The sequence below is a fragment of the Lysobacter terrestris genome (assembly GCF_014489475.1).
GTDB classification, from domain to species: Bacteria; Pseudomonadota; Gammaproteobacteria; order Xanthomonadales; family Xanthomonadaceae; genus Agrilutibacter; species Agrilutibacter terrestris.
Window position 1 is genome coordinate 3,075,493 of the sequence record NZ_CP060820.1, and the last position, 20,875, is coordinate 3,096,367.

General features: G+C 66.2%; 22 protein-coding genes. 10 read left to right on the top strand and 12 right to left on the bottom strand.

What is annotated here, in order from left to right; translation table 11 throughout:
• Positions 1-20: 20 nt before the first annotated feature.
• The 8 genes from H8B22_RS14420 to ykgO form a co-directional block, all read right to left on the bottom strand.
• Entirely contained in the window at positions 21-1,238 is a 1,218-nt protein-coding gene (locus H8B22_RS14420) for a TraB/GumN family protein (RefSeq protein ID WP_187712074.1), read from the bottom strand.
• A 109-nt stretch (positions 1,239-1,347) separates the two neighbouring features.
• On the bottom strand, positions 1,348-2,286 hold the full coding sequence (locus tag H8B22_RS14425; protein WP_187712075.1) for an alpha/beta hydrolase: 939 nt from the start codon (positions 2,284-2,286) through the stop codon (positions 1,348-1,350).
• A gap of 22 nt (positions 2,287-2,308) precedes the next feature.
• Complete coding sequence (locus tag H8B22_RS14430; protein WP_187712076.1) at positions 2,309-2,908, bottom strand: TetR/AcrR family transcriptional regulator; 600 nt, start codon at positions 2,906-2,908, stop codon at positions 2,309-2,311.
• A gap of 70 nt (positions 2,909-2,978) precedes the next feature.
• Positions 2,979-3,506 carry a GNAT family N-acetyltransferase gene (locus H8B22_RS14435; protein WP_225876223.1) on the bottom strand — a complete coding sequence of 176 codons (528 nt, stop codon included), beginning with the start codon at positions 3,504-3,506 and terminating at the stop codon, positions 2,979-2,981.
• A gap of 16 nt (positions 3,507-3,522) precedes the next feature.
• Positions 3,523-4,410 (bottom strand): carbon-nitrogen hydrolase, encoded by an 888-nt coding sequence (locus tag H8B22_RS14440; RefSeq protein WP_187712078.1) that lies wholly within the window; start codon positions 4,408-4,410, stop codon positions 3,523-3,525.
• A 126-nt stretch (positions 4,411-4,536) separates the two neighbouring features.
• Positions 4,537-5,571, bottom strand: coding sequence for an agmatine deiminase family protein (locus H8B22_RS14445; protein ID WP_187712079.1), 1,035 nt, complete (start codon positions 5,569-5,571; stop codon positions 4,537-4,539).
• Positions 5,572-5,651: 80 nt separating this feature from the next.
• Positions 5,652-6,020, bottom strand: coding sequence for a hypothetical protein (locus tag H8B22_RS14450; protein ID WP_187712080.1), 369 nt, complete (start codon positions 6,018-6,020; stop codon positions 5,652-5,654).
• Between the two features lie 154 nt (positions 6,021-6,174).
• Positions 6,175-6,300: a type B 50S ribosomal protein L36 gene (gene ykgO / locus H8B22_RS14455; protein ID WP_010342887.1), complete on the bottom strand. Its 126-nt coding sequence runs from the start codon at positions 6,298-6,300 to the stop codon at positions 6,175-6,177.
• A 212-nt stretch (positions 6,301-6,512) separates the two neighbouring features.
• Between ykgO and cmk the strand changes: the two genes are divergently transcribed.
• The 8 genes from cmk to galU all read left to right on the top strand — a co-directional run bounded on the left by cmk (position 6,513) and on the right by galU (position 14,889).
• Positions 6,513-7,184, top strand: a complete 672-nt coding sequence (gene cmk / locus H8B22_RS14460; protein WP_187712081.1) for a (d)CMP kinase — start codon at positions 6,513-6,515, stop codon at positions 7,182-7,184.
• A gap of 177 nt (positions 7,185-7,361) precedes the next feature.
• Complete coding sequence (gene rpsA / locus H8B22_RS14465) at positions 7,362-9,050, top strand: 30S ribosomal protein S1 (RefSeq protein ID WP_187712082.1); 1,689 nt, start codon at positions 7,362-7,364, stop codon at positions 9,048-9,050.
• A gap of 149 nt (positions 9,051-9,199) precedes the next feature.
• The gene (locus tag H8B22_RS14470) at positions 9,200-9,502 is read left to right on the top strand and encodes an integration host factor subunit beta (RefSeq protein ID WP_187712083.1); all 303 of its coding nucleotides are present in this window, start codon (positions 9,200-9,202) and stop codon (positions 9,500-9,502) included.
• 128 nt (positions 9,503-9,630) lie between these two features.
• Positions 9,631-9,891, top strand: coding sequence for a lipopolysaccharide assembly protein LapA domain-containing protein (locus H8B22_RS14475; RefSeq protein WP_187712084.1), 261 nt, complete (start codon positions 9,631-9,633; stop codon positions 9,889-9,891).
• Positions 9,892-9,894: 3 nt separating this feature from the next.
• Positions 9,895-11,070: a lipopolysaccharide assembly protein LapB gene (gene lapB / locus H8B22_RS14480; RefSeq protein ID WP_187712085.1), complete on the top strand. Its 1,176-nt coding sequence runs from the start codon at positions 9,895-9,897 to the stop codon at positions 11,068-11,070.
• A gap of 5 nt (positions 11,071-11,075) precedes the next feature.
• Positions 11,076-12,083, top strand: coding sequence for an MraY family glycosyltransferase (locus tag H8B22_RS14485; RefSeq protein WP_187712086.1), 1,008 nt, complete (start codon positions 11,076-11,078; stop codon positions 12,081-12,083).
• Positions 12,080-13,990 (top strand): polysaccharide biosynthesis protein, encoded by a 1,911-nt coding sequence (locus H8B22_RS14490; protein WP_225876224.1) that lies wholly within the window; start codon positions 12,080-12,082, stop codon positions 13,988-13,990. Before H8B22_RS14485 ends, H8B22_RS14490 begins: the two co-directional genes overlap by 4 nt.
• Complete coding sequence (gene galU, locus H8B22_RS14495; protein WP_407060816.1) at positions 13,990-14,889, top strand: UTP--glucose-1-phosphate uridylyltransferase GalU; 900 nt, start codon at positions 13,990-13,992, stop codon at positions 14,887-14,889. The genes H8B22_RS14490 and galU overlap by 1 nt, the downstream gene beginning before the upstream one ends.
• Positions 14,890-14,934: 45 nt before the next feature.
• Here galU and H8B22_RS14500 read toward each other — a convergent pair whose 3' ends face one another.
• On the bottom strand, positions 14,935-15,366 hold the full coding sequence (locus tag H8B22_RS14500; protein WP_187712088.1) for a hypothetical protein: 432 nt from the start codon (positions 15,364-15,366) through the stop codon (positions 14,935-14,937).
• Between the two features lie 107 nt (positions 15,367-15,473).
• Here H8B22_RS14500 and H8B22_RS14505 point away from each other — a divergent pair, with 107 nt between their 5' ends.
• Positions 15,474-15,821 carry a tRNA-binding protein gene (locus H8B22_RS14505; protein WP_187712089.1) on the top strand — a complete coding sequence of 116 codons (348 nt, stop codon included), beginning with the start codon at positions 15,474-15,476 and terminating at the stop codon, positions 15,819-15,821.
• Between the two features lie 70 nt (positions 15,822-15,891).
• On the opposite strand, the gene H8B22_RS14510 is transcribed toward H8B22_RS14505, so the two are convergent.
• From H8B22_RS14510 to H8B22_RS14520, 3 genes are all read right to left on the bottom strand, one after another.
• Positions 15,892-17,100, bottom strand: coding sequence for an acetyl-CoA C-acyltransferase (locus tag H8B22_RS14510; protein ID WP_187712090.1), 1,209 nt, complete (start codon positions 17,098-17,100; stop codon positions 15,892-15,894).
• A 23-nt stretch (positions 17,101-17,123) separates the two neighbouring features.
• Positions 17,124-19,499, bottom strand: a complete 2,376-nt coding sequence (locus H8B22_RS14515; RefSeq protein WP_187712091.1) for a 3-hydroxyacyl-CoA dehydrogenase/enoyl-CoA hydratase family protein — start codon at positions 19,497-19,499, stop codon at positions 17,124-17,126.
• A gap of 78 nt (positions 19,500-19,577) precedes the next feature.
• The gene (locus tag H8B22_RS14520) at positions 19,578-20,198 is read right to left on the bottom strand and encodes a TetR/AcrR family transcriptional regulator (RefSeq protein WP_187712092.1); all 621 of its coding nucleotides are present in this window, start codon (positions 20,196-20,198) and stop codon (positions 19,578-19,580) included.
• A 242-nt stretch (positions 20,199-20,440) separates the two neighbouring features.
• Between H8B22_RS14520 and ndk the strand changes: the two genes are divergently transcribed.
• Positions 20,441-20,866: a nucleoside-diphosphate kinase gene (gene ndk / locus H8B22_RS14525; RefSeq protein WP_187712093.1), complete on the top strand. Its 426-nt coding sequence runs from the start codon at positions 20,441-20,443 to the stop codon at positions 20,864-20,866.
• Positions 20,867-20,875 lie beyond the last annotated feature (9 nt).

Below are 20,875 nucleotides of genomic sequence, written 5' to 3' on the forward strand. Positions count from 1 at the left end.
CAGGAATGCGATGCCTTGGATCAACCGGCGAGCTTGCTCCAGATGGTGAATCCGGAGATCCAGAACCCGAGCGTCATGCCGAGGTTGGTGAGCATGAAATTCAGCACCACCCGGGTGACCCGGTTGTGGTACCAGCCGCGCACCGTCTGCGCATCGTGGCGCAAGGCGAGGAAGTCGCCGTAGGCCGGCTTGCGCCGCTGTGCCTCGATCAGGGCGCTCACCGCGCCGACCGGAACGCCCGGGCGGAACGGCTTCAACGGCGCCACCAGCGCTGCCGCGATCACGCTGAAGGGATGGCCGCCGGCCAGCACGCAGCCCAGCGCGGCGAAGCCGCCGGTGAACAGCACCCATTGCATCAGCAGGTCGGAACCCGCCGCCCAGCCGCCGCGCCAGAAGCCCCAGCCGATGCCGGCGATGATCAACGCCATGATGCACAGCGTGATCCACGGGATCTTCCGCTTCGACTTCACCTGTTCCAGTTCGGTGCGCAGCGCTTCGGGCTCGCGCGTCTCCTCGCGCAGGTGCTTCGCCAGCCCCTGCAGGTGGCCGGCGCCGACCACGGCCAGCACTTCGCGCGCGTCGCCGTGCGTCTCGCGCAGGCGCGCCGCCATGTAGCGGTCGCGCTCGGCGATCACGCTTTCGTACAGCTCCGGGCTGCTGGTGGCGAATTCGCTGAAGCTTGCTTCGAGCATGTCGCCCTGCTTGAGCTTTTCGATGTCTTCCGCGCCCACTTCGTCGTCGGCGAACAGGCTTGCCACGAGGCCGCTGCCGAGCTTCATCCGGCCCCAGAAACCGAGCTTGGCGGCGGCGCGCTTGAAGGTCAGGCCGACTTCGCGGTCGATCAGGTGCACCGGCAGGTTGCGCTCGCGGGCTTCGAGCACGGCCTGCTTGAGCTCGGCGCCCGGTTCGATGCCCAGCTGCTCGGCGAGGCGGCGCTGGTAGGCGGACAGGGCGAGGTTGGCCGCGAACATCGCCACGCGCCCGGTGCGGATGACCTGGATCAGGTCGAGCTTGGCCAGCGCGTCCGGATCGGTGAGCGCCTGCAGCCGCGGCGGGTCGAGCTCGACCGCCACCGCGTCGTAGCGGCCGGTGCCGATGGCTTCCTTGACCGCGTCGATGCTGGCGCGCGAGACGTGCGCGGTGCCCAGCAGGGTGTAGCGGACACCATCGCGTTCGACGACGGCGTGCGGTTGCGTGGCGAGGAAGTCTTCGGACGTTGCGGTGGCTTCAGCGGTCATCGATGAATTCGGCTTGCTGCGGAACGCCGGAATCTCGCCGGCGGCCGCGCAGCATAGTCGTTCCGGTGCGCCGTTGCCCGCGACTGCGGGCCATCCGGCGCAGGCGCGTTCAGGCGAAGCCGTAGGGCAGGTTGGGGCTGGAAACCACGCGTTCGCCGACCTCCTCGCCGCGCAGGAAGCGCAGGGCCGCCGCGATCACGCCGGCGTCGTCGGCGATGCGGTTGTGGCCGAGCCCGCGGGTGCTGAGCAGGCGGGAATCGCGCCAGAAGCGGGCGTAGCGCTCGCCTTCCGACCAGGGCACTTCGCGGTCCTCCACGTCGTGCACGATCAAGGCTGGACGGCCGATCTTCTGCACGTTGTTGTGCGCCTGCAGTTCGTCCGCTTCGAAGCGCATGGCCTGTTCGAACCGGGCGAACATGCGCCGGCCGAGGTAGGCGGGCAGCCAGACCAGGCTGGAGAAACGCTCGACCGCGGCGAGCGGGTCGGCGGCCGGCGCGATCAGGATCGCGCGTTGGGCCTCGAGTCCGCGCGCCAGCGCCAGCGCGCTCGCGGCACCGCCGAAGGAATGTCCGATGAGAGCCGCGGCCGGGCCGAAATGGCGGGCGACTGCGAGCAGGTGGCAGGTGAAATCCGGCAGCGTGGTGTGGGTGCCGCTGCTGCGGCCATGTCCGGCCTGGTCGAAGGCGACCACCGCATAGCCGGCGGCGCGCAGCGGCTGCAGCCACGAGGCCACGCGCGTGCCGTGGCTGGACCAGCCATGCGCGAACAGCACGTACGGCTGCTGGCGTGGATCGCCCCAGACGTAGGCATGGATGCGGGTGCCGTCGACGTCGAGTTCGAGTTCGGCCGCACCGAGCGTGGGTGCGGCCAGCGCACGCGAGCGCGACGAGGCGAACGGCCGGGTGAACAAGTGGGCGGCCTTGCGGACAACCGCTTCCGGCGCCAGCCAAGCGCCCAGCAGGAACTCCAGCCGCGTGGCATAGAGCGGCAAAACATTACGAACGATCGTGCTAATCGAGGGCGTGCGATTGGAGATGACAGCGGCCATGGCAGATACCTCGCGGGGGAGTTCAGGCGGAGTTGGCGACGAACCAGCGCTCGACAGCCTGCTTGCCGAGCTTTTCAACCTGTTCCTGGCCAAACAGGCCGGACTGGTGATGGACGTTGAGGGCGATCGCGTACAGCTCGAAGGCGTACTGCTCGGTGTCGCCGGGGCGCAGGTGGCCTGCGTCGATCGCCAGCTGGATGGCACCGCGGAGGATGTCGACCCAACTCTGTTGTTGGCGTCGAACCTGCTCGCGCAGCGGGCCGGGGCGGTCGTCGTATTCGCTGACGGAGGCCACCAGCACGCAGCTGCCCGTGTTGCTGTGCACCCAGTTGAACCAGTTGTGCATCATCGCCCGCAACCGGGGCAGGCCACGCGGTTGGGAAAGGGCGGTAATGAAGGTGGCTTCACCGAAGCGCCGCGCGGCGGATTCGAGGACGGCCAACTGCAGATCCTCGCGCGAACCGAAATGGGCGAAGACGCCGCTCTTGGACATGCCCACCGCCTGGGCCAGCGGGCCGATCGACAGGCCCTCCACGCCCGAGAACCGGGCGATCTCGTAGGCCCGGTCGATGATGGCCTCGCGGGTGGCAGCGCCCTTGGTGGTGGCGGTGAGTGCGTTCATGGCGGGGAAATTAGCACGATCGTTCGTTCGTGCGTGACCGTTCGTCGGTCAGGTGCCTGAGCCGCCGGTTTCAGGGCGAGGGCGGCCCCTCCGAACCCGGCCCCAGCGCCCGCTGCATGAACACCGTGTCCAGCCAGCGCTCCTGCTTGCGGCCGATCCCGTCAAACGTCCCGACCAGGCGAAAACCAAAACGCTCGTGCAGGCGTATCGATGCGGCATTCGCCGATTCGCCGATCACCGCGACCATCTGCCGGAACCCGCGGGCCTCGCACTCGGTGACCAGTCGCCCCAGCAACGCCGATCCGACGCCGCGGTTCTGCACTCCCGCCGCCACGTACACCGAGTTCTCCACCGTGAAGCGGTAGCCGATCCGGGCCCGGAAGGCGCTGGCATACGCATAGCCGGCAACGCGGCCATCGACTTCGGCGACGAAGTAGGGGTAGCCGGCGCCGACAAGGCCCCGCATCCGGCGCAGCATCTCGGCTTCGTCCGGCGTGTCGTATTCGTAGGTATTGACGAAGTCGCGCACTTCGACCGCGTAGATCGAAGTGATCGCGGGGATATCGGCCTCAGTCGCGGGGCGAACCAGCAGCGTCACCGGACGATGCCCGCGCTCAGTCGCGGTAGCGCTTGAGCAGGTCGCCGTAGGCATCGATGCGGCGATCGCGCAGGAACGGCCAGATGCGGCGGACGTGCTCGCTGCGCTCCATGTCGACTTCGCACATCAGGATTTCCGGCTCGTTCTGGTTGGCTTCGGCCAGGAATTCGCCCTGCGGGCCCAGCACGTGGGTCGAGCCCCAGAACTGGATGCCCGAAGTCCCCAACGGCGACGGCTCGTGGCCGACGCGGTTGCACGACAGCACCGGCAGGCCGTTGGCGACGGCATGGCCGCGGTGGCTGAGGATCCAGGCGTTGCGCTGGCGGTCCTTCTCGGCCTGCACGTCTTCCGGGTCCCAGCCGATCGCGGTCGGGTAGAGCAGCAGTTCCGCACCGGCCAGCGCCATCAGGCGCGCGCCTTCCGGGTACCACTGGTCCCAGCACACCATCACGCCGAGGCGGCCGACCGACGTGTTGATCGGCTCGAAACCGATGTCGCCGGGCGTGAAGTAGAACTTCTCGTAGAAGCCCGGATCGTCGGGGATGTGCATCTTGCGGTACTTGCCGGCGGTGGAGCCGTCCTTCTCGAAGACCACCGCGGTGTTGTGGTACAGGCCGGTGGCGCGCTTCTCGAACAGCGAGCTCACCAGCACCACGCCGCATTGCTTGGCCAGCCGGCCCAGGCGCTCCGTGCTGGGGCCGGGGATGGTTTCGGCCAGGTCGAATTCGCCGACGCTTTCGTGCTGGCAGAAGTACGGGCCGTTGTGCAGTTCCTGCAGCAGCACCAGGCGCGCGCCGCGCTTGGCCGCTTCCGCGACACGGGCCTCGATGACCGCGAGGTTGGCATCGGCGTCGCCGTGGTTGCGCTCCTGGATCAGGGCGACGGGCAGGGTGGTCTTCTTCATGGCCGATACGGCTCCCTAAGGATTGGCGCGATTGTAGTGGGCGCGCTGCGCCCGGCTGCGGCGAATGCTTTGCGCTACAACTGCTTGGCGCTACAACCCGCTGGCGCGGGCTGCAACGCGTGTGGATCAGGCCACGAGGCCGGCCGGCAGTTGCATGGTGATGCAGTGCAGGCTGCCGTTCTGCCAGATCAGCGCGCGGCAGGGTACGGCGACGATTTCACGATCCGGGAAGGCCGCGGCCAGCACGGCCTGTGCCCGTGCATCGGCTTCGTCGCCATACGCCGGCATCAGCACCGCGCCATTGATGATCAGGAAGTTGGCGTAGCTGGCGGCCAGGCGGCGGCCTTCGTCGATGACCGGCTGCGCCCACGGCAGCGGGAACAGGCGGTAGGGCTGGCCGTCCCGGGTTCGCAGCGCGGCGATCTCGTCGGCCATCGCCTTGAGTTCGGCGTAGTGCGAGTCGGCCGGATCGTCGCAGGCCTGGAACACGATCGCGTCCGGGCCGGCGAAGCGGGCGAGGGTGTCGATGTGCGCGTCGGTGTCGTCGCCTTCCAGATAACCGTGGTCGAGCCACAGCACTCGATCCTGCTGCAGCCAGCCGGCCAACTTGCGCGTGATCTCCTCGCGGCCCGCGGTCGGGTGGCGCTCGTGCAGGCACTGCCAGGTGCTCAGCAGGGTGCCGGCGCCGTCGGTCTCGATGGCACCACCTTCCAGAGCAAAATCAATGGATTGGCGTGAACTGTTCAAGAAAGTTCCGATCTGCGCGAGGTGCTCGACCAGCTGGTCGTCCAGCGATGCCTCGAACTTGCCGCCCCAGCCGGTGAAGCGGAAATCGAGTAGGCGGAAGCTGCTGCCTTCCACCAGCGTGATCGGCCCGGAATCCCGCAGCCAGGTGTCGTCGTACACCGCGGGCACGAAGCGCACGCGCGCCAGGTCGATGCGCGCCGAACGCAGGCGCGCTTCGGCGTACGTCTGCAGGTCATCGTCCGCCACGCAGATCAGCACCAGCTGGAAGCGGGTGATCGCGGCGACGAGGGCGATGTAGGTCTCCTCTACTTCGCCCAGACGTTCGGCCCAGTCGGTGTCGGCGTGCGGCCAGGCGATCAGGACGGCGGATTGGCTTTCCCATTCCGCGGGAAAGCGAGGGGAGGCAGGGTTCATCGGGATCTTCGGCAAAGAAAAACGGCGGGAATGATACCCGCCGTTCGGTGATTCATCCGGTTTGGCTCCCGAGCGGGGCCTTACTTGATCGGCGGCTTTGGCCCGATCTCGTTGGCGTCGGCCTTGTTGGCCACCACGTCGATCACGCGGCTCTTCTCGAAGTAGACGGTGAAGGTCGGGTAGGCCCAGCGGTTGATCGTCGGCCACTGGCGCTTCTGCCCGCCGCGCGCATCGAGCTTCTCGGACGGGGCGCCGTACTTCGCCTCGACCTGGGCCATGGTCTGGCCGCGGGCGGGCAGGGCGGCCTTGTTCTCTTCCTGCACGCGCTCGATCAGCAGCGTGCTGGTCTGGGTCTCGGTCGTGGTCGGCTGCGCGTCGGACTGGGCCGAAACGGCGCCGGTCACGGCCAGGAGGGCGAACATCGGAATGGCGGCAATACGGGCTTTCATGGCGTGGCACTCCCCAGTGGACGGACGATTGTACGCACAAGCATGCGCGGGGCGGCAGCAAGACACCGTCACGGTTCCGCACGCCGGAACGAGCCTGCAGACGCAAAAAGGCCGCCTTGCGGCGGCCTCTTAACGTCGAACGGAACGCGAGCGCTTAGCGCTGGCGAGCCTTGAAGCGCGGGTTCGACTTGCAGATCACGAAGACCTTGCCACGGCGGCGAACGACCTTGCAGTCGCGGTGACGGGCCTTCGCCGACTTCAGGGAGGACAGGACCTTCATGACAGACCTCGGACGAAATGGGTGAAAAGGGGGTGGAGCGAAACGAAGCCCGCGATTCTAGAGGGTAAATTGCCGCCAGATCAAGTGGTTGCGACGAGTGAGTGCGAATAGCGGTGTCGGGACCGCACTTCCCGAGGTCATTTGGTGGCGTCGTTCGGGCGTTTCACCCATCGGAATCCGGGTGCCGAAGCGCTACCGGTCATAATGTCCGCATGACCGACATCATCCCCGTACTCACCATCGACGGCCCGTCCGGCTCCGGCAAGGGCACCATCAGCCGCCTCGTCGCCCAGCGCCTGGGCTGGCACTACCTGGATTCCGGCGCCCTGTACCGGGCGGTCGGCGTGGCCGCCGGCTGGGAAGGCATCGACCTGGACGACCATGCGGCGCTGGTCCGGTGCACCTTCGATACCCGGATCGAGTTCCGGGAGGCGGGCGGCGAGCTCCGGGTTGTGGTCAATGGCGTGGACGCCACCGACGAGTTGCGGACCGAGACGGCCGGCGCGGCCGCGTCGGCCATCGCGGCCATCCCGGAGGTCCGCGCCGCCCTCAAGGACCGGCAGCGGGTGTTCCGCCAGCCGCCCGGCCTGGTCGCCGACGGGCGCGACATGGGCACCGTCATCTTCCCCGATGCCGCCTATAAGGTCTTCCTGACCGCCAGTGCCGAGGAAAGGGCAGAAAGACGCTATAAGCAGTTGATGGAAAAAGGGGTTTCCGTTACATTGAGCGGTCTGCTGCGGGAGATCCTAGCCCGCGACGCCCGTGACGCCCAGCGTGCCGTGGCGCCGTTGCGACCGGCCGATGACGCCGTCCGCATCGACACCACCGGACTCGGAATCGATACGGTCGTCGAGCAGGTGCTGGCCTTGTTGCCCAGGCACTGAGCGAATCGTCTTTCGCGGCAGGCAAAGACCCCATCGCAATCCTGCGCTGGGATTTCCATCCACAGGTGCATCGATTCCCGATGGCACCGCACAACGGGTGGGTCGCCGGATCCTGGCGGACTCAATCAGTCCCCGTCCCCCGTCTGCGACCCGTGTGTTCAACCGAGTAATTTTCCAATGACCGAATCATTTGCCGAACTGTTTGAACAGAGCCAGACCAACCTGGCCAAGCTGAAGCCGGGCTCCATCGTCGTCGGTACCGTCGTCGATGTGCGTGGTGACGTTGTCGTCATCAACGCCGGCCTCAAGTCCGAAGGCATCGTGCCGATCGAACAGTTCCGGAACGATGCCGGCGAAATCGACGTGGGCATCGGCGACGAAGTCAAGGTCGCCCTCGACTCGATCGAGAACGGCTTCGGCGAAACCATCCTGTCGCGCGAGAAGGCCAAGCGTTCGATGGTGTGGGACGAGTTGGAAGAGGCCCTGCAGGCCAACGCCACCATCACCGGCCGCATTAGCGGCAAGGTCAAGGGCGGCTTCACCGTCGACATCAAGGACGTCCGTGGCTTCCTGCCCGGTTCGCTGGTCGACGTGCGCCCGGTGCGCGACTCGTCCTACCTCGAAGGCAAGGAACTCGAGTTCAAGCTCATCAAGCTGGACCGCAAGCGCAACAACATCGTCGTCTCCCGCCGTGCGGTGGTCGAGAGCGAACATTCGGAAGAGCGCGAGCAGCTGCTTGAGAAGCTGGTCGAGGGCGCCGTGCTGAAGGGTGTGGTCAAGAACCTCACCGACTACGGCGCGTTCGTCGACCTCGGCGGCATCGATGGCCTGCTGCACATCACCGACATGGCGTGGAAGCGCGTGCGTCACCCGAGCGAAGTGGTCGAAGTCGGCCAGGAACTCGATGTCCGCGTGCTCAAGTACGACCGCGAGCGCAACCGTGTTTCGCTGGGCCTCAAGCAGCTGGGCGAGGATCCGTGGGACAACATCGCCCGTCGCTACCCGGCCAACACCCGCGTGTTCGGCAAGGTCTCCAACGTCACCGATTACGGCGCGTTCGTCGAGATCGAGCCGGGCGTCGAAGGCCTCGTGCACGTCTCCGAAATGGATTGGACCAACAAGAACGTCAACCCGGGCAAGATCGTCCAGGTCGGCGACGAAGTGCAGGTCATGGTCCTCGACGTGGATGAAGAGCGTCGCCGCATCTCGCTGGGCATGAAGCAGGTCACCTCGAACCCGTGGGAAACCTTCTCCGTGCTGCACAAGAAGGGCGACAAGGTGTCGGGCCAGATCAAGTCGATCACCGACTTCGGCATCTTCATCGGCCTGGACGGCGGCATCGATGGCCTGGTCCACCTGTCCGACATCAGCTGGAACACCACCGGCGAAGACATCGTGCGCAACTTCAAGAAGGGCGACACGCTGGAAGCCGTGGTGCTGGCCGTTGATCCGGAGCGCGAGCGCATCTCGCTCGGCGTCAAGCAGCTGGAACAGGACCCGATGGGCACCTACGTGGCGACCAACGCCAAGGGCTCGATCGTCAAGGGCATCGTGAAGGAAGTCGACGCCAAGGGCGCGACCGTGGAGCTGGAAGGCGGCATCGAGGGTTACGTCTCGGCGCGCGACATCTCCCACGACCGCGTGGACGACGCCAGCAAGGTGCTGAAGGTCGGCGACGAGATCGAAGCCAAGATCGTTGGCACGGACCGCAAGGGCCGCAGCATGCAGCTGTCGATCAAGGCGAAGGACCAGGCCGAGCAGGCCGAGGCCCTGGCCGACTACAACCGCGCCGCGGCGGAAGCCTCCAGCGGTACCACCAAGCTGGGTGCGCTGCTGCGCGAACAGCTGGGCAACAAGGGCGAGTAATCGCCCCAGTTGAGGTAAGTTGTTGAAACAACGAAGGCGGCCCGGAAGTCCGGGTCGCCTTCGGTCTGTAAGACGATCCGGCCTTGCCGGGTCGACGGAAGGGCGCAAAGGGGTGCGTCCACCGGAAGTCAGGGGAGTCGAACCGCATCATGACCAAGTCCGAACTGATCGAGATCCTGTCGCAGCGTCAGGCGCACCTGAAGGGCGACGACGTGGATCTGGCGGTGAAGGCTCTGCTCGAAATGATGGGCGGCGCGCTATCTTCCGGCGAGCGGATCGAGATCCGCGGCTTCGGCAGCTTCTCCCTGCATTTCCGCCCGCCGCGCCTGGGCCGCAACCCGAAGACGGGCGAGTCGGTCGCGCTGCCGGGCAAGCACGTCCCGCACTTCAAGCCGGGCAAGGAACTGCGCGAGCGCGTCAGCGGCGTGACTCCGGTCGAAGAAAGCGACTGACCGCCACGCGGTCTACCTTCCACTCCATGTGGGCGAAGCGAGGGTCGAGTCGCCGATGGCACATCGCGGGATCGCGCGATGTCCGTTAAGCTTGAACAGATGACAGAAGAGGCCGCTCGGAGGCCGTCATGGGCGTGATCCGCCTGCTTGTCGCATTCGTCTGCATGGCACTGGGCGCGATCATCGGGGCACTCAATCGCCAGGCGACCGTCGTCGACCTGGGCGCTGCTCAGGTTTCCACCACTCTGGGCGTCGCGTTACTCGTGGCGCTGCTGCTCGGCGTTCTACTGGGCGGATCGGCGATAGCGGCCAGCGTCGTCCTGCCGCTCAGGCGACAGCTCGCGCGCGCCAACCGCCAGCCTGGCTCGATGGCCAACACCGGGACCTGATCGATGGAATTCATCAACGAGTGGTTCTGGTTCTTCCTGTTGCTGCCGATTGCCGCCATCAGCGGCTGGGTGATCGGACGCCGCGGCGGGGAACGCCACAGCGACAGCCAGGTCAGCAAGCTGTCGATGACCTACTTCCGCGGCCTGAACTACCTGCTCAACGAGCAGCCTGACAAGGCCATCGAGTTGTTCCTGCACATCGCGGAACTCGACAAGGAAACCTTCGAAACGCAGGTCGCGCTCGGGCATCTGTTCCGTCGCCGCGGCGAAGTGGACCGCGCCATCCGCCTGCACCAGGCGCTGGTGCAACGCCAGGGCCTGAGCGACCAGCAGAAGGTCCAGGCCCTGCTCGCGCTGGGCGAGGACTACATGCGCTCGGGCCTGCTCGACCGCGCGGAAACGGTCTTCAGCGACCTGGTCGCCCTCGACATGGCGCCACTGGCCCTGAAGCACCTCATCGGGATCTACCAGGCCGAGCGCGACTGGGACAAGGCCATCGAGAACGCGCGCCGCTACGAGGCCGCGACCGGCGAGCCCATGGGCAAGCTCATCGCCCAGTTCGAATGCGAAGTGGCCGAGCGCCAACGCGCCTCGGGCGACGTCGAAGCGTCTCGCGCCGCCGTCGCGCGTGCCTACGAGGCCGATGCGAATTCGGTGCGCGCAGGAATGATCGAAGGTCGCATCGAACTCGATGCCGGCAACGACCCGGGCGCGATCCGCGCCTTCGAACGCGTGGCGCGCGCCGATCCCGACTACCTTCCCGAGATCCTCCCGTCGCTGCTTCCCGCGTATGAGCGGGTCGGCGACCACCCCGGTGCGCGCGCGTTCCTCGCGGAAATGTGCGAGCACTACCGCGGGATCGCACCGGTGCTCGCGCTCACGCAGATGGTTGAAGCCGACGAGGGCGTGTCGGCGGCACGTGCCTACCTGGCGCGGCAGCTGAAGGATCGTCCCTCGGTCCGTGGCGAAGCGGCGCTCATCGACCTCACCCTCGCCGAGCAGGCCGATCCGCTCGCGACCTTGCACGACCTCAAGCACATCACCGACCAGTTGCTGGTGCGCAATCCGAGTTATCGCTGCACGCGCTGCGGCTTCGGCGCGCGCAGCCACCACTGGCAATGCCCCAGTTGCAAGGAGTGGGGCACCGTGAAGCCGCTGCTGAATTACGCGGTGGTCTGACCTGCATGGTGTTCTGGCTCCTCCTTCATTTCGTCATCGCGCTGGCGGGTACTTGGATGGCCCGCCAGTACGCGATCCGGCGCGACCTGATCGATCATCCCGGCGAGCGCCGCAGCCATGACGTGCCGACCCCGCGCGGTGGCGGTGTCGCCATCGTGATCGCGTTGCTCGTCGCCGCCTGCGTGCTCGCCTGGCGCCAACCGCAGCAGATCGTCCTGGTCGCCGGCTTCGCGGTGGGGCTGCTGCTGGTCGCGGGGATCGGCATGGTCGACGACCACCGCCCGCTCTCGCCCTGGTTGCGGCTGGGCGTGCAAGCGGTGGCGGCGGCCTTGTTTTCGGTTGCCGTCGCGGCGACGTGGGGAAATGTTCCCTTGGCGATGTTGGCGTTCGCTGCCGTGCTGGTGCTGACCAACGTCTGGAACTTCATGGACGGCATCAACGGGATCGCCGCGACACAGGCCGCGCTGGTTGGGCTGGGACTGGCCTTCGTCCTGGGGGGCGTCTGGGGCTGGTTGGCGCTTGCCCTGGTGGCGGCCTGCCTCGGGTTCCTGCCGTTCAATTTTCCGCGCGCCCGCATCTTCCTGGGCGACGTCGGCAGTGGCGCCCTGGGGTTTGCCTTAGCGGCGCTGCTGACGATTTCGATGGCCGGAGCCAGCGCGTTGCCGCAAGGGCTCATCCTGCTGCCGTTCTCGGCATTTCTAATAGACAGCGGCCTGACCCTGCTGCGGCGATTCGTGCGGGGCGAACGCTGGTGGACCGCCCATGCCCAGCATGCCTATCAGCGCTGGGTCGCCGCCGGGCGTACTCACACCGTCGTGACAGTGGCATATGCAGCTTGGACAGTCGCCGCGTGGCTGCTCGTGTGGCGACTGACCCTGATGAGCGAACAACAGATGACGATCTGGTGCATGCTCTGGTTTGCGGCCACTGTGGGCGTATGGGCGTGGCTGCAGTACTTGCATCAGCCGCTTGACGGGCCGCGAGCAGCGGCAAATGGGAAGGACACGGAATGAGTTCCTGGTTTCGTCAATGGAAGAGCCTGCTGCCGCGCCAGGCAGTCGTGCTGCATGACCTTTTCATGGTTTGGCTGGTGTGGCAGGGGCTGCATCGGCTGCGCTGGGGCATGGAAAGCAATCCACCGAACATCGCGCTCTGGAGTGTCGAGATCGCGATCGTGCTGGCGGCGCAGGGGTTGGTGTTCTGGCAGATCGGCCTCTATCGCGGCCTGTGGCGCTTCGCCAGCGTCCCGGACTTGTGGAACATCGTGAAGGCGAGTGGCCTGGGGCTGTTCGCGATCCTGCTGGGACTCTTTCTATACAACCGCCTGGACATGGTGCCGCGTACGGTCCTGGCGCTGTACCCGTTGACGCTGATTGCCCTGCTCGGGGCGCCACGCCTGCTCTATCGGGCTTGGAAGGACAGCCGGGAAAACAAAGGCGGGGAACGCAGCGTACGCACCCTGATCCTCGGCGCTGGTCGTGCCGGCGAAGCATTGGTGCGCGATCTCCGACGGGTCGGCAACTACCAGCCGGTCGGGTTTCTGGACGACGCCACGGTCCTGCGCGGCAGCAAGGTGCAGGGTGTCCCGGTGTTGGGCACCGTGCAGGAGGTGGCCGAGATCGCGCGCGAAACCGCTGCCAGACTGCTGGTCATCGCCATGCCCTCCGCCGATGCGGCTGCTATGCAGCGCGTTCTCGCAGCGTGCGAGCGTACGGGGTTGCCGTTCCGCATGGTTCCCAGGCTGCAGGATGTGCTCGAAGGGCGTTCCCTACCCGGAGAGCTCAAGGAAGTGGCGATCGAGGACCTCCTCGGTCGCAAGCCCGTACTGCCCGACTGGAAGTCGATCCGCGGGTGGTTGGGTGCGCGCACCGTATTGGTGACCGGCGCCGGCGGTTCGATCGGATCCGAGCTTTGTCGTCAGTGCGCCAGGCACGGCGCCCGCAGGATCGTGCTGATCGAGATCGACGAGATTGCACTCACCACTACCGAAGCGACGCTGCGGCGCGACTTTCCCGACATCGAGTGCGTGCCAATCCTGGGCGATTGCGGCGATGCGGCGCTCATCAAGCACGCATTGGCCCTGACCGAGCCCGATGCCGTCTTCCACGCCGCTGCCTACAAGCAGGTGCCGTTGCTGGAGACACAGCTTCGCGAGGCAGTGCGGAACAACGTGCTGGCTACGAACACCGTGGCCCATGCTTGCCGCGAGCATGACGTGGGTACGTTCGTGTTGATCTCGACCGACAAGGCGGTGGATCCGGTCAACGTGCTCGGCGCGACCAAGCGCCTGGCGGAGATGAGGTGCCAGTCGCTCGCCGACCATCGATCCACGCGCTTCGTCACAGTGCGCTTCGGTAACGTGCTCGATTCCGCCGGCAGCGTGGTCCCACTGTTCCGCGAGCAGATCCGCAAGGGCGGGCCGGTCACGGTCACGGATCCGGAAGTAACGCGCTTCTTCATGACCATCCCCGAGGCCTGTCAGTTGATCCTGCAGGCCTCTTCCATCGGTACTCATGAAGCAATTTACACGCTCGACATGGGTGAGCCGGTGCCGATCCGGCTGCTCGCAGAGCAGATGATCCGCTTGGCCGGTAAACAGCCAGGCCGCGACATCGCCATTCTCTACACGGGGTTACGCCCTGGCGAGAAGCTGCATGAAACGCTTTTCCATGCAGACGAGCGGTATCGGCCCACCGCGCATCCCAAGATCCTGCAGGCCGAGCCGCGCCAGGTTTCGGCGCAGGTCATCGAGCAGGCAATCGCCCAATTGCGCGAAGCAAGCGCCCGTTACGACATGGACGCCCTGAAGCACCAGTTGCGCGCCGCGGTGCCGGAATTCGAGCCGGTGGGGTCGCACGGCGCGCAGCAGGAAGCTTCCACCGTGATCGCATTTCCCTCCCGCAGTGCCAGGAACACTTGATGCCCCGCATTCGTACCGCCGTTTTCCCCGTCGCTGGACTGGGCACCCGTTTCCTCCCAGCTACCAAGACAGTGCCGAAGGAGATGTTGCCCATCGTCGACAAGCCGCTGATCCAGTACGCAGTCGATGAAGCCGTCGAGGCCGGGTGCGACACCCTGGTCTTCGTCACCAACCGCTACAAGCACGCCGTCGCCGACTATTTCGACAAGGCCTACGAACTGGAGCAGAAGCTGGAGCACGCAGGGAAGTCGGAACAGCTCGACCTGATCCGCAATGTCTTGCCGTCGCATGTCCGTGCCGTGTTCGTAACCCAGGCCGAGGCGCTTGGCCTGGGGCATGCCGTCCTGTGCGCGAAGCCCATCGTCGGCGACCAGCCGTTCGCGGTGGTGCTGCCGGACGACCTGATCTGGAACCGGGGCGGCGCCGGAGCCCTTACGCAGATGGCCGATGCCGCCGAGGCAACTGGTGCCAGCGTGATCGCGGTGCAGGACGTGCCGCGCGAGCAGACGGGCAGCTATGGCATCGTCGCGACGGACTCGTTCGAACAGCGGCAGGGCCGCATCACCGCCATCGTCGAGAAGCCCAAGCCGGAGGTGGCGCCCAGCAACCTCGCCGTGGTGGGGCGTTATGTCCTCAGTCCGCGCATCTTCGCCCTGCTCGAAGCGACGCGTCCGGGCGCCGGCGGCGAAATCCAGCTGACAGACGCCATCGCCCAGCTGTTGACCCAGGAAGCGGTCAATGCCTACCGGTTCAAGGGCACCCGCTTCGACTGCGGCACGCACATCGGCCTGATCGAGGCCACGATCCGCTACGCGCTGGACCACGAAAAGCTCAGCGATTCGGCGCGCAGGATGATGCAGAACGCGCTGGACGAACTCGGCGTCGAAGACCTGCAGTAACGACTGATGCGCGGCGTGGCAATCCCCGTCGCGCAGCAGCAGCCTTCAACCGCGGAAATGCCACCAGGCCCATGCGGCCCAGCACACCAGTACGCCGGCCAGCAGCAGCATGCCGCTGCCGGCGAGTTCGACCCGGCGCGCCCACGACAGTCCCGCCGAGTCACGCAGGATGCGCACGTCGCGCACGGTCTTGAACTCGGCGGGCGGGAAGCGGCCTTCGATCCGCGATGCGTAGCCCAGCTTCCGCAGGGTCAGGCCCAACCCGACCGCAGGCACTGCCAGGGCAATGCCCAGGCCGAACAGCAACGAACGCACCCAGAGGCGCACGGTCGCCGGATCGCTTCCGCCCAGTTGCTGGGTCACATGCGCAAGCCAAGCCTGCAGCTGCCACAACAGCACGCCGCACAGGATCGCGATCGCGGCCAGAAACCAGCTGGCCCGTCTGCGATAGGCTTTGTCCGCGCGATGGATTTCCATGGTGCCCTCCCTTTGCCGCCATCACACTCGCAGCGTCCCGCCATGTCCAGACCTTCCGTCAGCCACAACCGCGCAATCGTCACAGATCGGAAATCGGAGCGGCCGGCATGAGCGGAGAGAGCCCGGCAATGATCGAGTGGAAGGACTTCGAGAAGGTCCTGCTGTGCGCCGGCACGGTGCTGCGGGTCGAGGAATTTCCCGAAGCGCGCAAGCCTGCATGGAAGTTGTGGGTGGATTTCGGCCCATACGGCGTGCGCAAGACCAGCGCGCAGGTGAAGGCCTTGTACGGCGCCGAAGACCTGGTCGGCCGGCAGATCGTCGGTGTGATCAATTTTCCGCCGAAACAGGTGGGGCCGTTCGTTTCCGAGTTCCTGCTGACCGGCTTCCACACCGATGAGGGAGTGGTGGTCACGGCGATCGAGCGTGCGGTCCCCAACGGTGCCCGGCTGGCGTAGCCGGCAAAGGTCGGGCGGAAAAGGAAACGGCACCGCGAGGGTGCCGTTTCCGTTCTGTCCGCACTGACGATTACAGCGCTTCGAAGATGCCCGCCGCACCCATGCCGGTGCCGATGCACATCGTCACCATGCCGTACTTCTGCTGGCGACGGCGCAGGCCGTGCACGATGGTCGCGGTGCGCACGGCACCGGTGGCGCCGAGCGGGTGACCCAGCGCGATCGCGCCGCCGAGCGGATTGACCTTGGACGGATCCAGCTGCGAATCGCGGATCACGGCCAGCGCCTGCGCGGCGAAGGCTTCGTTGAGTTCGATCCAGTCGAGCTGGTCCTTGGTCAGGCCGGCCTGCTTGAGCGCCTTCGGGATTGCAGCGATCGGGCCGATGCCCATCACTTCCGGACGCACGCCGGCGACCGAGAAGCTGACGAAGCGGGCGAGCGGGGTGAGGCCGTAATCCTTGATCGCCTGTTCCGAGGCCAGCAGCACTGCACCGGCGCCATCGCTCATCTGCGACGAATTGCCCGCCGTCACCGTGCCGCCGAACTGGCCGTTGCGGAATACCGGCTTGAGCCTGGCGAGCCCTTCGAGCGAGGAGTCCGCACGCGGACCTTCATCGATTTCGACCAGCGACTTCTTCAGCCGGATCGTGTTGCCGGCGAGGTCGGGCAGGTGCGAAAGCACTTCGTACGGCGAGATCTCGGACTTGAATTCGCCCGCCTGGATCGCCGCGATTGCCTTCTGGTGCGAGGCGAGGGCGAACGCGTCCTGCTCCTCGCGCGACACCTTCCATTCCTCTGCAACCTTCTCGGCGGTGATGCCCATGCCGTAGGCGATGGCGATGTTCTCGTTGTTGGCGAACACGCTCGGTGACAGCGCGACCTTGTTGCCCATCATCGGTACCATCGACATCGATTCGGTGCCGCCCGCCAGCATCAGGTCGGCGTTGCCCAGGCGGATCTGGTCCGCGGCCAGTGCCACGGCCTGCAGGCCCGAGGAGCAGAAGCGGTTGATGGTCTGCGCGGCAATCGTATTGGGTAGGCCGGCCAGCAGCACGCCGATGCGCGCCACGTTCATGCCTTGCTCGCCCTCGGGCATGGCGCAGCCGATGATCGCATCGTCGATGCGGTTGACGTCGATGCCCGGCGCCTGCGCGACCACGCTGCGCAGCACGTGCGCGAGCATGTCGTCGGGACGGGTGTTGCGGAATACGCCGCGCGGGGCCTTGCCGACCGGGGTGCGGGTGGCAGCGACGATATACGCTTCTTGAACTTGCTTGATCATGTCTATGTGTCCTGTGTCGTCGCTTAGTTGCGCAGCGGCTTGCCGGTCTTGAGCATGTGCGCGATGCGTTCCTGCGTCTTGGGCATCTGCGCCAGCGCGACGAAGTGCTCGCGTTCCAGCTTGATCAGCCATTCCTCGTCGACCAGGGTGCCGCGGTCGACTTCACCGCCGCAGAGCACTGTCGCTATCCGGGTGGCGATCTCGTAGTCGTGCGGCGAGATGAAGCGGCCCTCCAGCATGTTCACCAGCATCATCTTGAAGGTGGCGATGCCGACGTCGCCGGCGACCTGGATGCGGCGCGCGGGCAGCGGCGGGCGGTAGCCGGATTCGGCCAGGGCACGCGCCTGCTGCTTGGCGACGTGCAGCAGTTCGAAGGCGTTGAACACGACCACGTCCGTGTCGCGCGCAACCTTGAGCGACTTGGCTTCGAAGGCCGAAGTCGACACCTTGCCCATGGCCACGCTTTCGAACGCGGTCTTGAGCTGGGCGAACACGTCGCCACCCGGACCGGCGGCTTCGGAGGCACGCACCGCGAATTCCTTCAGGCCACCGCCGGCGGGCAGCAAGCCAACGCCCGCTTCGACCAGGCCGACATAGCTTTCCAGACCGAACACCGTACGCGCCGCATGCATCTGGAATTCGCAGCCGCCGCCCAGCGCGAGCCCGCGTACCGCGGCGATCACCGGCACCTGCGCGTACTTGATGCGCTGGCTGGTGGCCTGGAAGTTGGCGACCATCGCTTCGAAACCCTTGAGGTCGCCGGCCTGCAGCAGGCCGAGCGCACCCGAGAGGTCGGCGCCGGCGGAGAAGGGCTCCTTCGGCTGCCAGATCACCAGGCCGCGGAAATCGCGTTCGGCGATCGCGATGGCTTCCTGCAGGCCATTGAGCACGTGGTCGTTGACCGTGTGCAGCTTGGTCTTGAAGCTGACCACGGCGATGTCGTCGCCTTCGTCGGCCCACATCCGCACTCCGTCGTTCTCGTATACGGTGCGGCCTTGCGAGAACTTCTCGCCGATCAGCGCATCCGGGAAGCGCTGGCGCGCGTACACCGGGTTGGACGAGCGCGGCACCATCGCGTTGCGCGCCGGACTGTAGCTGCCGGCGGTGCCGTGCACGCCGTCGCGGCCGTCGAACACCCAGTCCGGCAGCGGCGCGTTGCTCATCGCCTTGCCCTTCACGATGTCGTCGGCAATCCACTCGGCGACCTGCTTCCAGCCGGCGGCCTGCCAGGTCTCGAACGGGCCCAGCGACCAGCCGTAACCCCAGCGGATCGCGAAGTCGACGTCACGCGCGGTGTCGGCGATCGACTCCAGGTGGTAGGCGGTGTAGTGGAAGGTGTCGCGGAAGCAGGCCCACAGGAACTTCGCCTGCGCGTTGTCGCTGGCGCGCAGGGCGGCGAACTTCTTCGCCGGATCCTTTTCCTTCAGCAGCGCGGCGACGTCGGCATCGAGTTCGCCGGCCGAGACGCGGAAGTCCTGCGCCTTCAGGTCGAGGACGAGGATGTCCTTGCCCTTCTTGGTGTAGAAGCCGGCGCCGGTCTTCTGGCCCAGCGCGCCCTTCTCGATCAGCGCCGTCAGCCACTTCGGCGCCTGGAAGTACTGGTGCCAGGGATCGTCGGGCAGGGTGTCGGCCATGGTCTTGATGACGTGGGCCATGGTGTCCAGGCCGACCACGTCCGCGGTGCGGTAGGTCGCCGACTTCGGACGCCCGATCGCCGGGCCGGTCAGCGCATCGACGGTGTCGAAGCCGAGGCCGGACTGCTCGGTGTGGTGCATCGCGGCCAGCATCGAGAACACGCCGATGCGGTTGCCGATGAAGTTGGGGGTGTCCTTGGCGTAGACCACGCCCTTGCCGAGCGTGGTGGTCAGGAAGGTTTCGAGGCCTTCGAGCACCGGGGCGTCGGTGGTGCGCGCCGGGATCAGTTCGGCCAGGTGCATGTAGCGCGGCGGATTGAAGAAGTGCACGCCGCAGAAGCGGTGGCGCAGTTCTTCCGGCAGCACCTCGGCGAGCTTGTTGATGCCCAGGCCGGAGGTGTTGGAGGCCAGCACGGTATGCGCCGGCACGAACGGGGCGATCTTCCTGTACAGGTCCTGCTTCCAGTCCATCCGTTCGGCAATGGCCTCGATGATCAGGTCGCAGCCCTTCAGCAGTTCCAGCCCGGTTTCGTAATTGGCCGGCACGATGCGTTCGGCGAGTGCCTTGTCGGCGAGCGGGGCCGGGCTGAGCTTGGCCAGGTTGGCGATGGCCTTGGCGGCGATGCCGTTGGGGTCGCCGTCCTTCGCCGGCAGGTCGAACAGCACGGTGTCGACGCCCGCGTTGGTGAGGTGGGCGGCGATCTGGGCGCCCATCACGCCTGCGCCGAGCACCGCCGCGCGACGGACAAGTAGTTTGTTAGACATGTTTTCCAAGTCCTTGATTTAACGCGGCGCTTTCGCCCGCGGTGGGGTTTGAATCAAACAGAAACTGGGGCGCCAGGCTCAGGCGCTACGGAAGCCGGCCGCGGCGAACTCGATGAGTTCGCGGGCGGCGCGTTCACGGTGCGCCGCTTCGGTGACACCGGAGGGGCGCTTGATCAGGCCGAAATCCGCCATGGCGTAGGTGAGGGCCCCGACCACGATGTCGAGGCGCCAGTACAGGGATTCCTTGCTCAGGCGCGGCAGGCAACCGGAGATCGCCTTGGCGAATTCGCGCAGGACGTGGCCGTAGTGTTCCGAGAGGAACCGGCGCAGGGCGTCGTTCTTCTCGGCGTAGGCGCGGGCGATCATGCGGGCGAAGGCGCCGTTGTGCTGGTCCTGGGCCATGGCCAGGGCCGGTGCGACGAATGCGGCCAGGATCGGCTCGAGCTCGCCAGGGTGGTCCTTCTGCGCGGCCTTGAGCGCCGCCATGCGCTGCTGGCTCATCTCGTCCATGCGTCGGCGGAACACCTCGTTGACGAGGTTTTCCTTGCTGCCGAAGTGGTAGTTGACCGCGGCGATGTTGACGTCGGCGCGGCTGGTGACCTGGCGCAGCGAGGTTCCGGCGAAACCGAACTGGGCAAACAGTTCCTCGGCGGCGCCGAGGATGCGGTCCTTGGTCGAAAAGGGATGGGGAGTGGCCATGTGCCTACGGTCAATTCAAAGGATGGTTCAAAACAGCAATTTCAAACAACCGTTTCAGGCTAGAACCATACGGCACCGCACGTCAACCCGTGACTGGCGAAAAAGTCTCCAAACCGGTCCGCATTTCCGCTAGAATTTGCCCCAGCCATATCGGCTAAACCCGCGATTCGACGCGGGTTTTTCTGTTATTCTCGGGCGCGAACATTGGATTGTTCCGCGGCCCGCCTATCCGGAGATATCCCATGGCGCTGGAGCGCACCCTTTCGATCATCAAGCCCGATGCCGTCGCCAAGAACGTCATCGGCGAAATCTATTCGCGCTTTGAGAAGGCCGGCCTGAAGGTCGTCGCCTCCAAGATGAAGCAGCTCTCGCGCGCCGAAGCCGAAGGCTTCTACGCCGTGCACCGCGAACGTCCGTTCTTCAACGCGCTGGTCGAGTTCATGATCTCCGGCCCGGTGATGATCCAGGTCCTGCAGGGCGAAGGCGCCGTGCTGAAGAACCGCGACCTGATGGGCGCCACCAATCCGAAGGACGCCGCGCCGGGCACCATCCGCGCCGACTTCGCCGACAGCATCGACGCCAACGCCGTGCACGGTTCGGACTCGCTGGAGAACGCCGCGATCGAAGTCGCGTACTTCTTCCCGGCGACTGACGTCTACGCCCGTTGATCTGAAGCA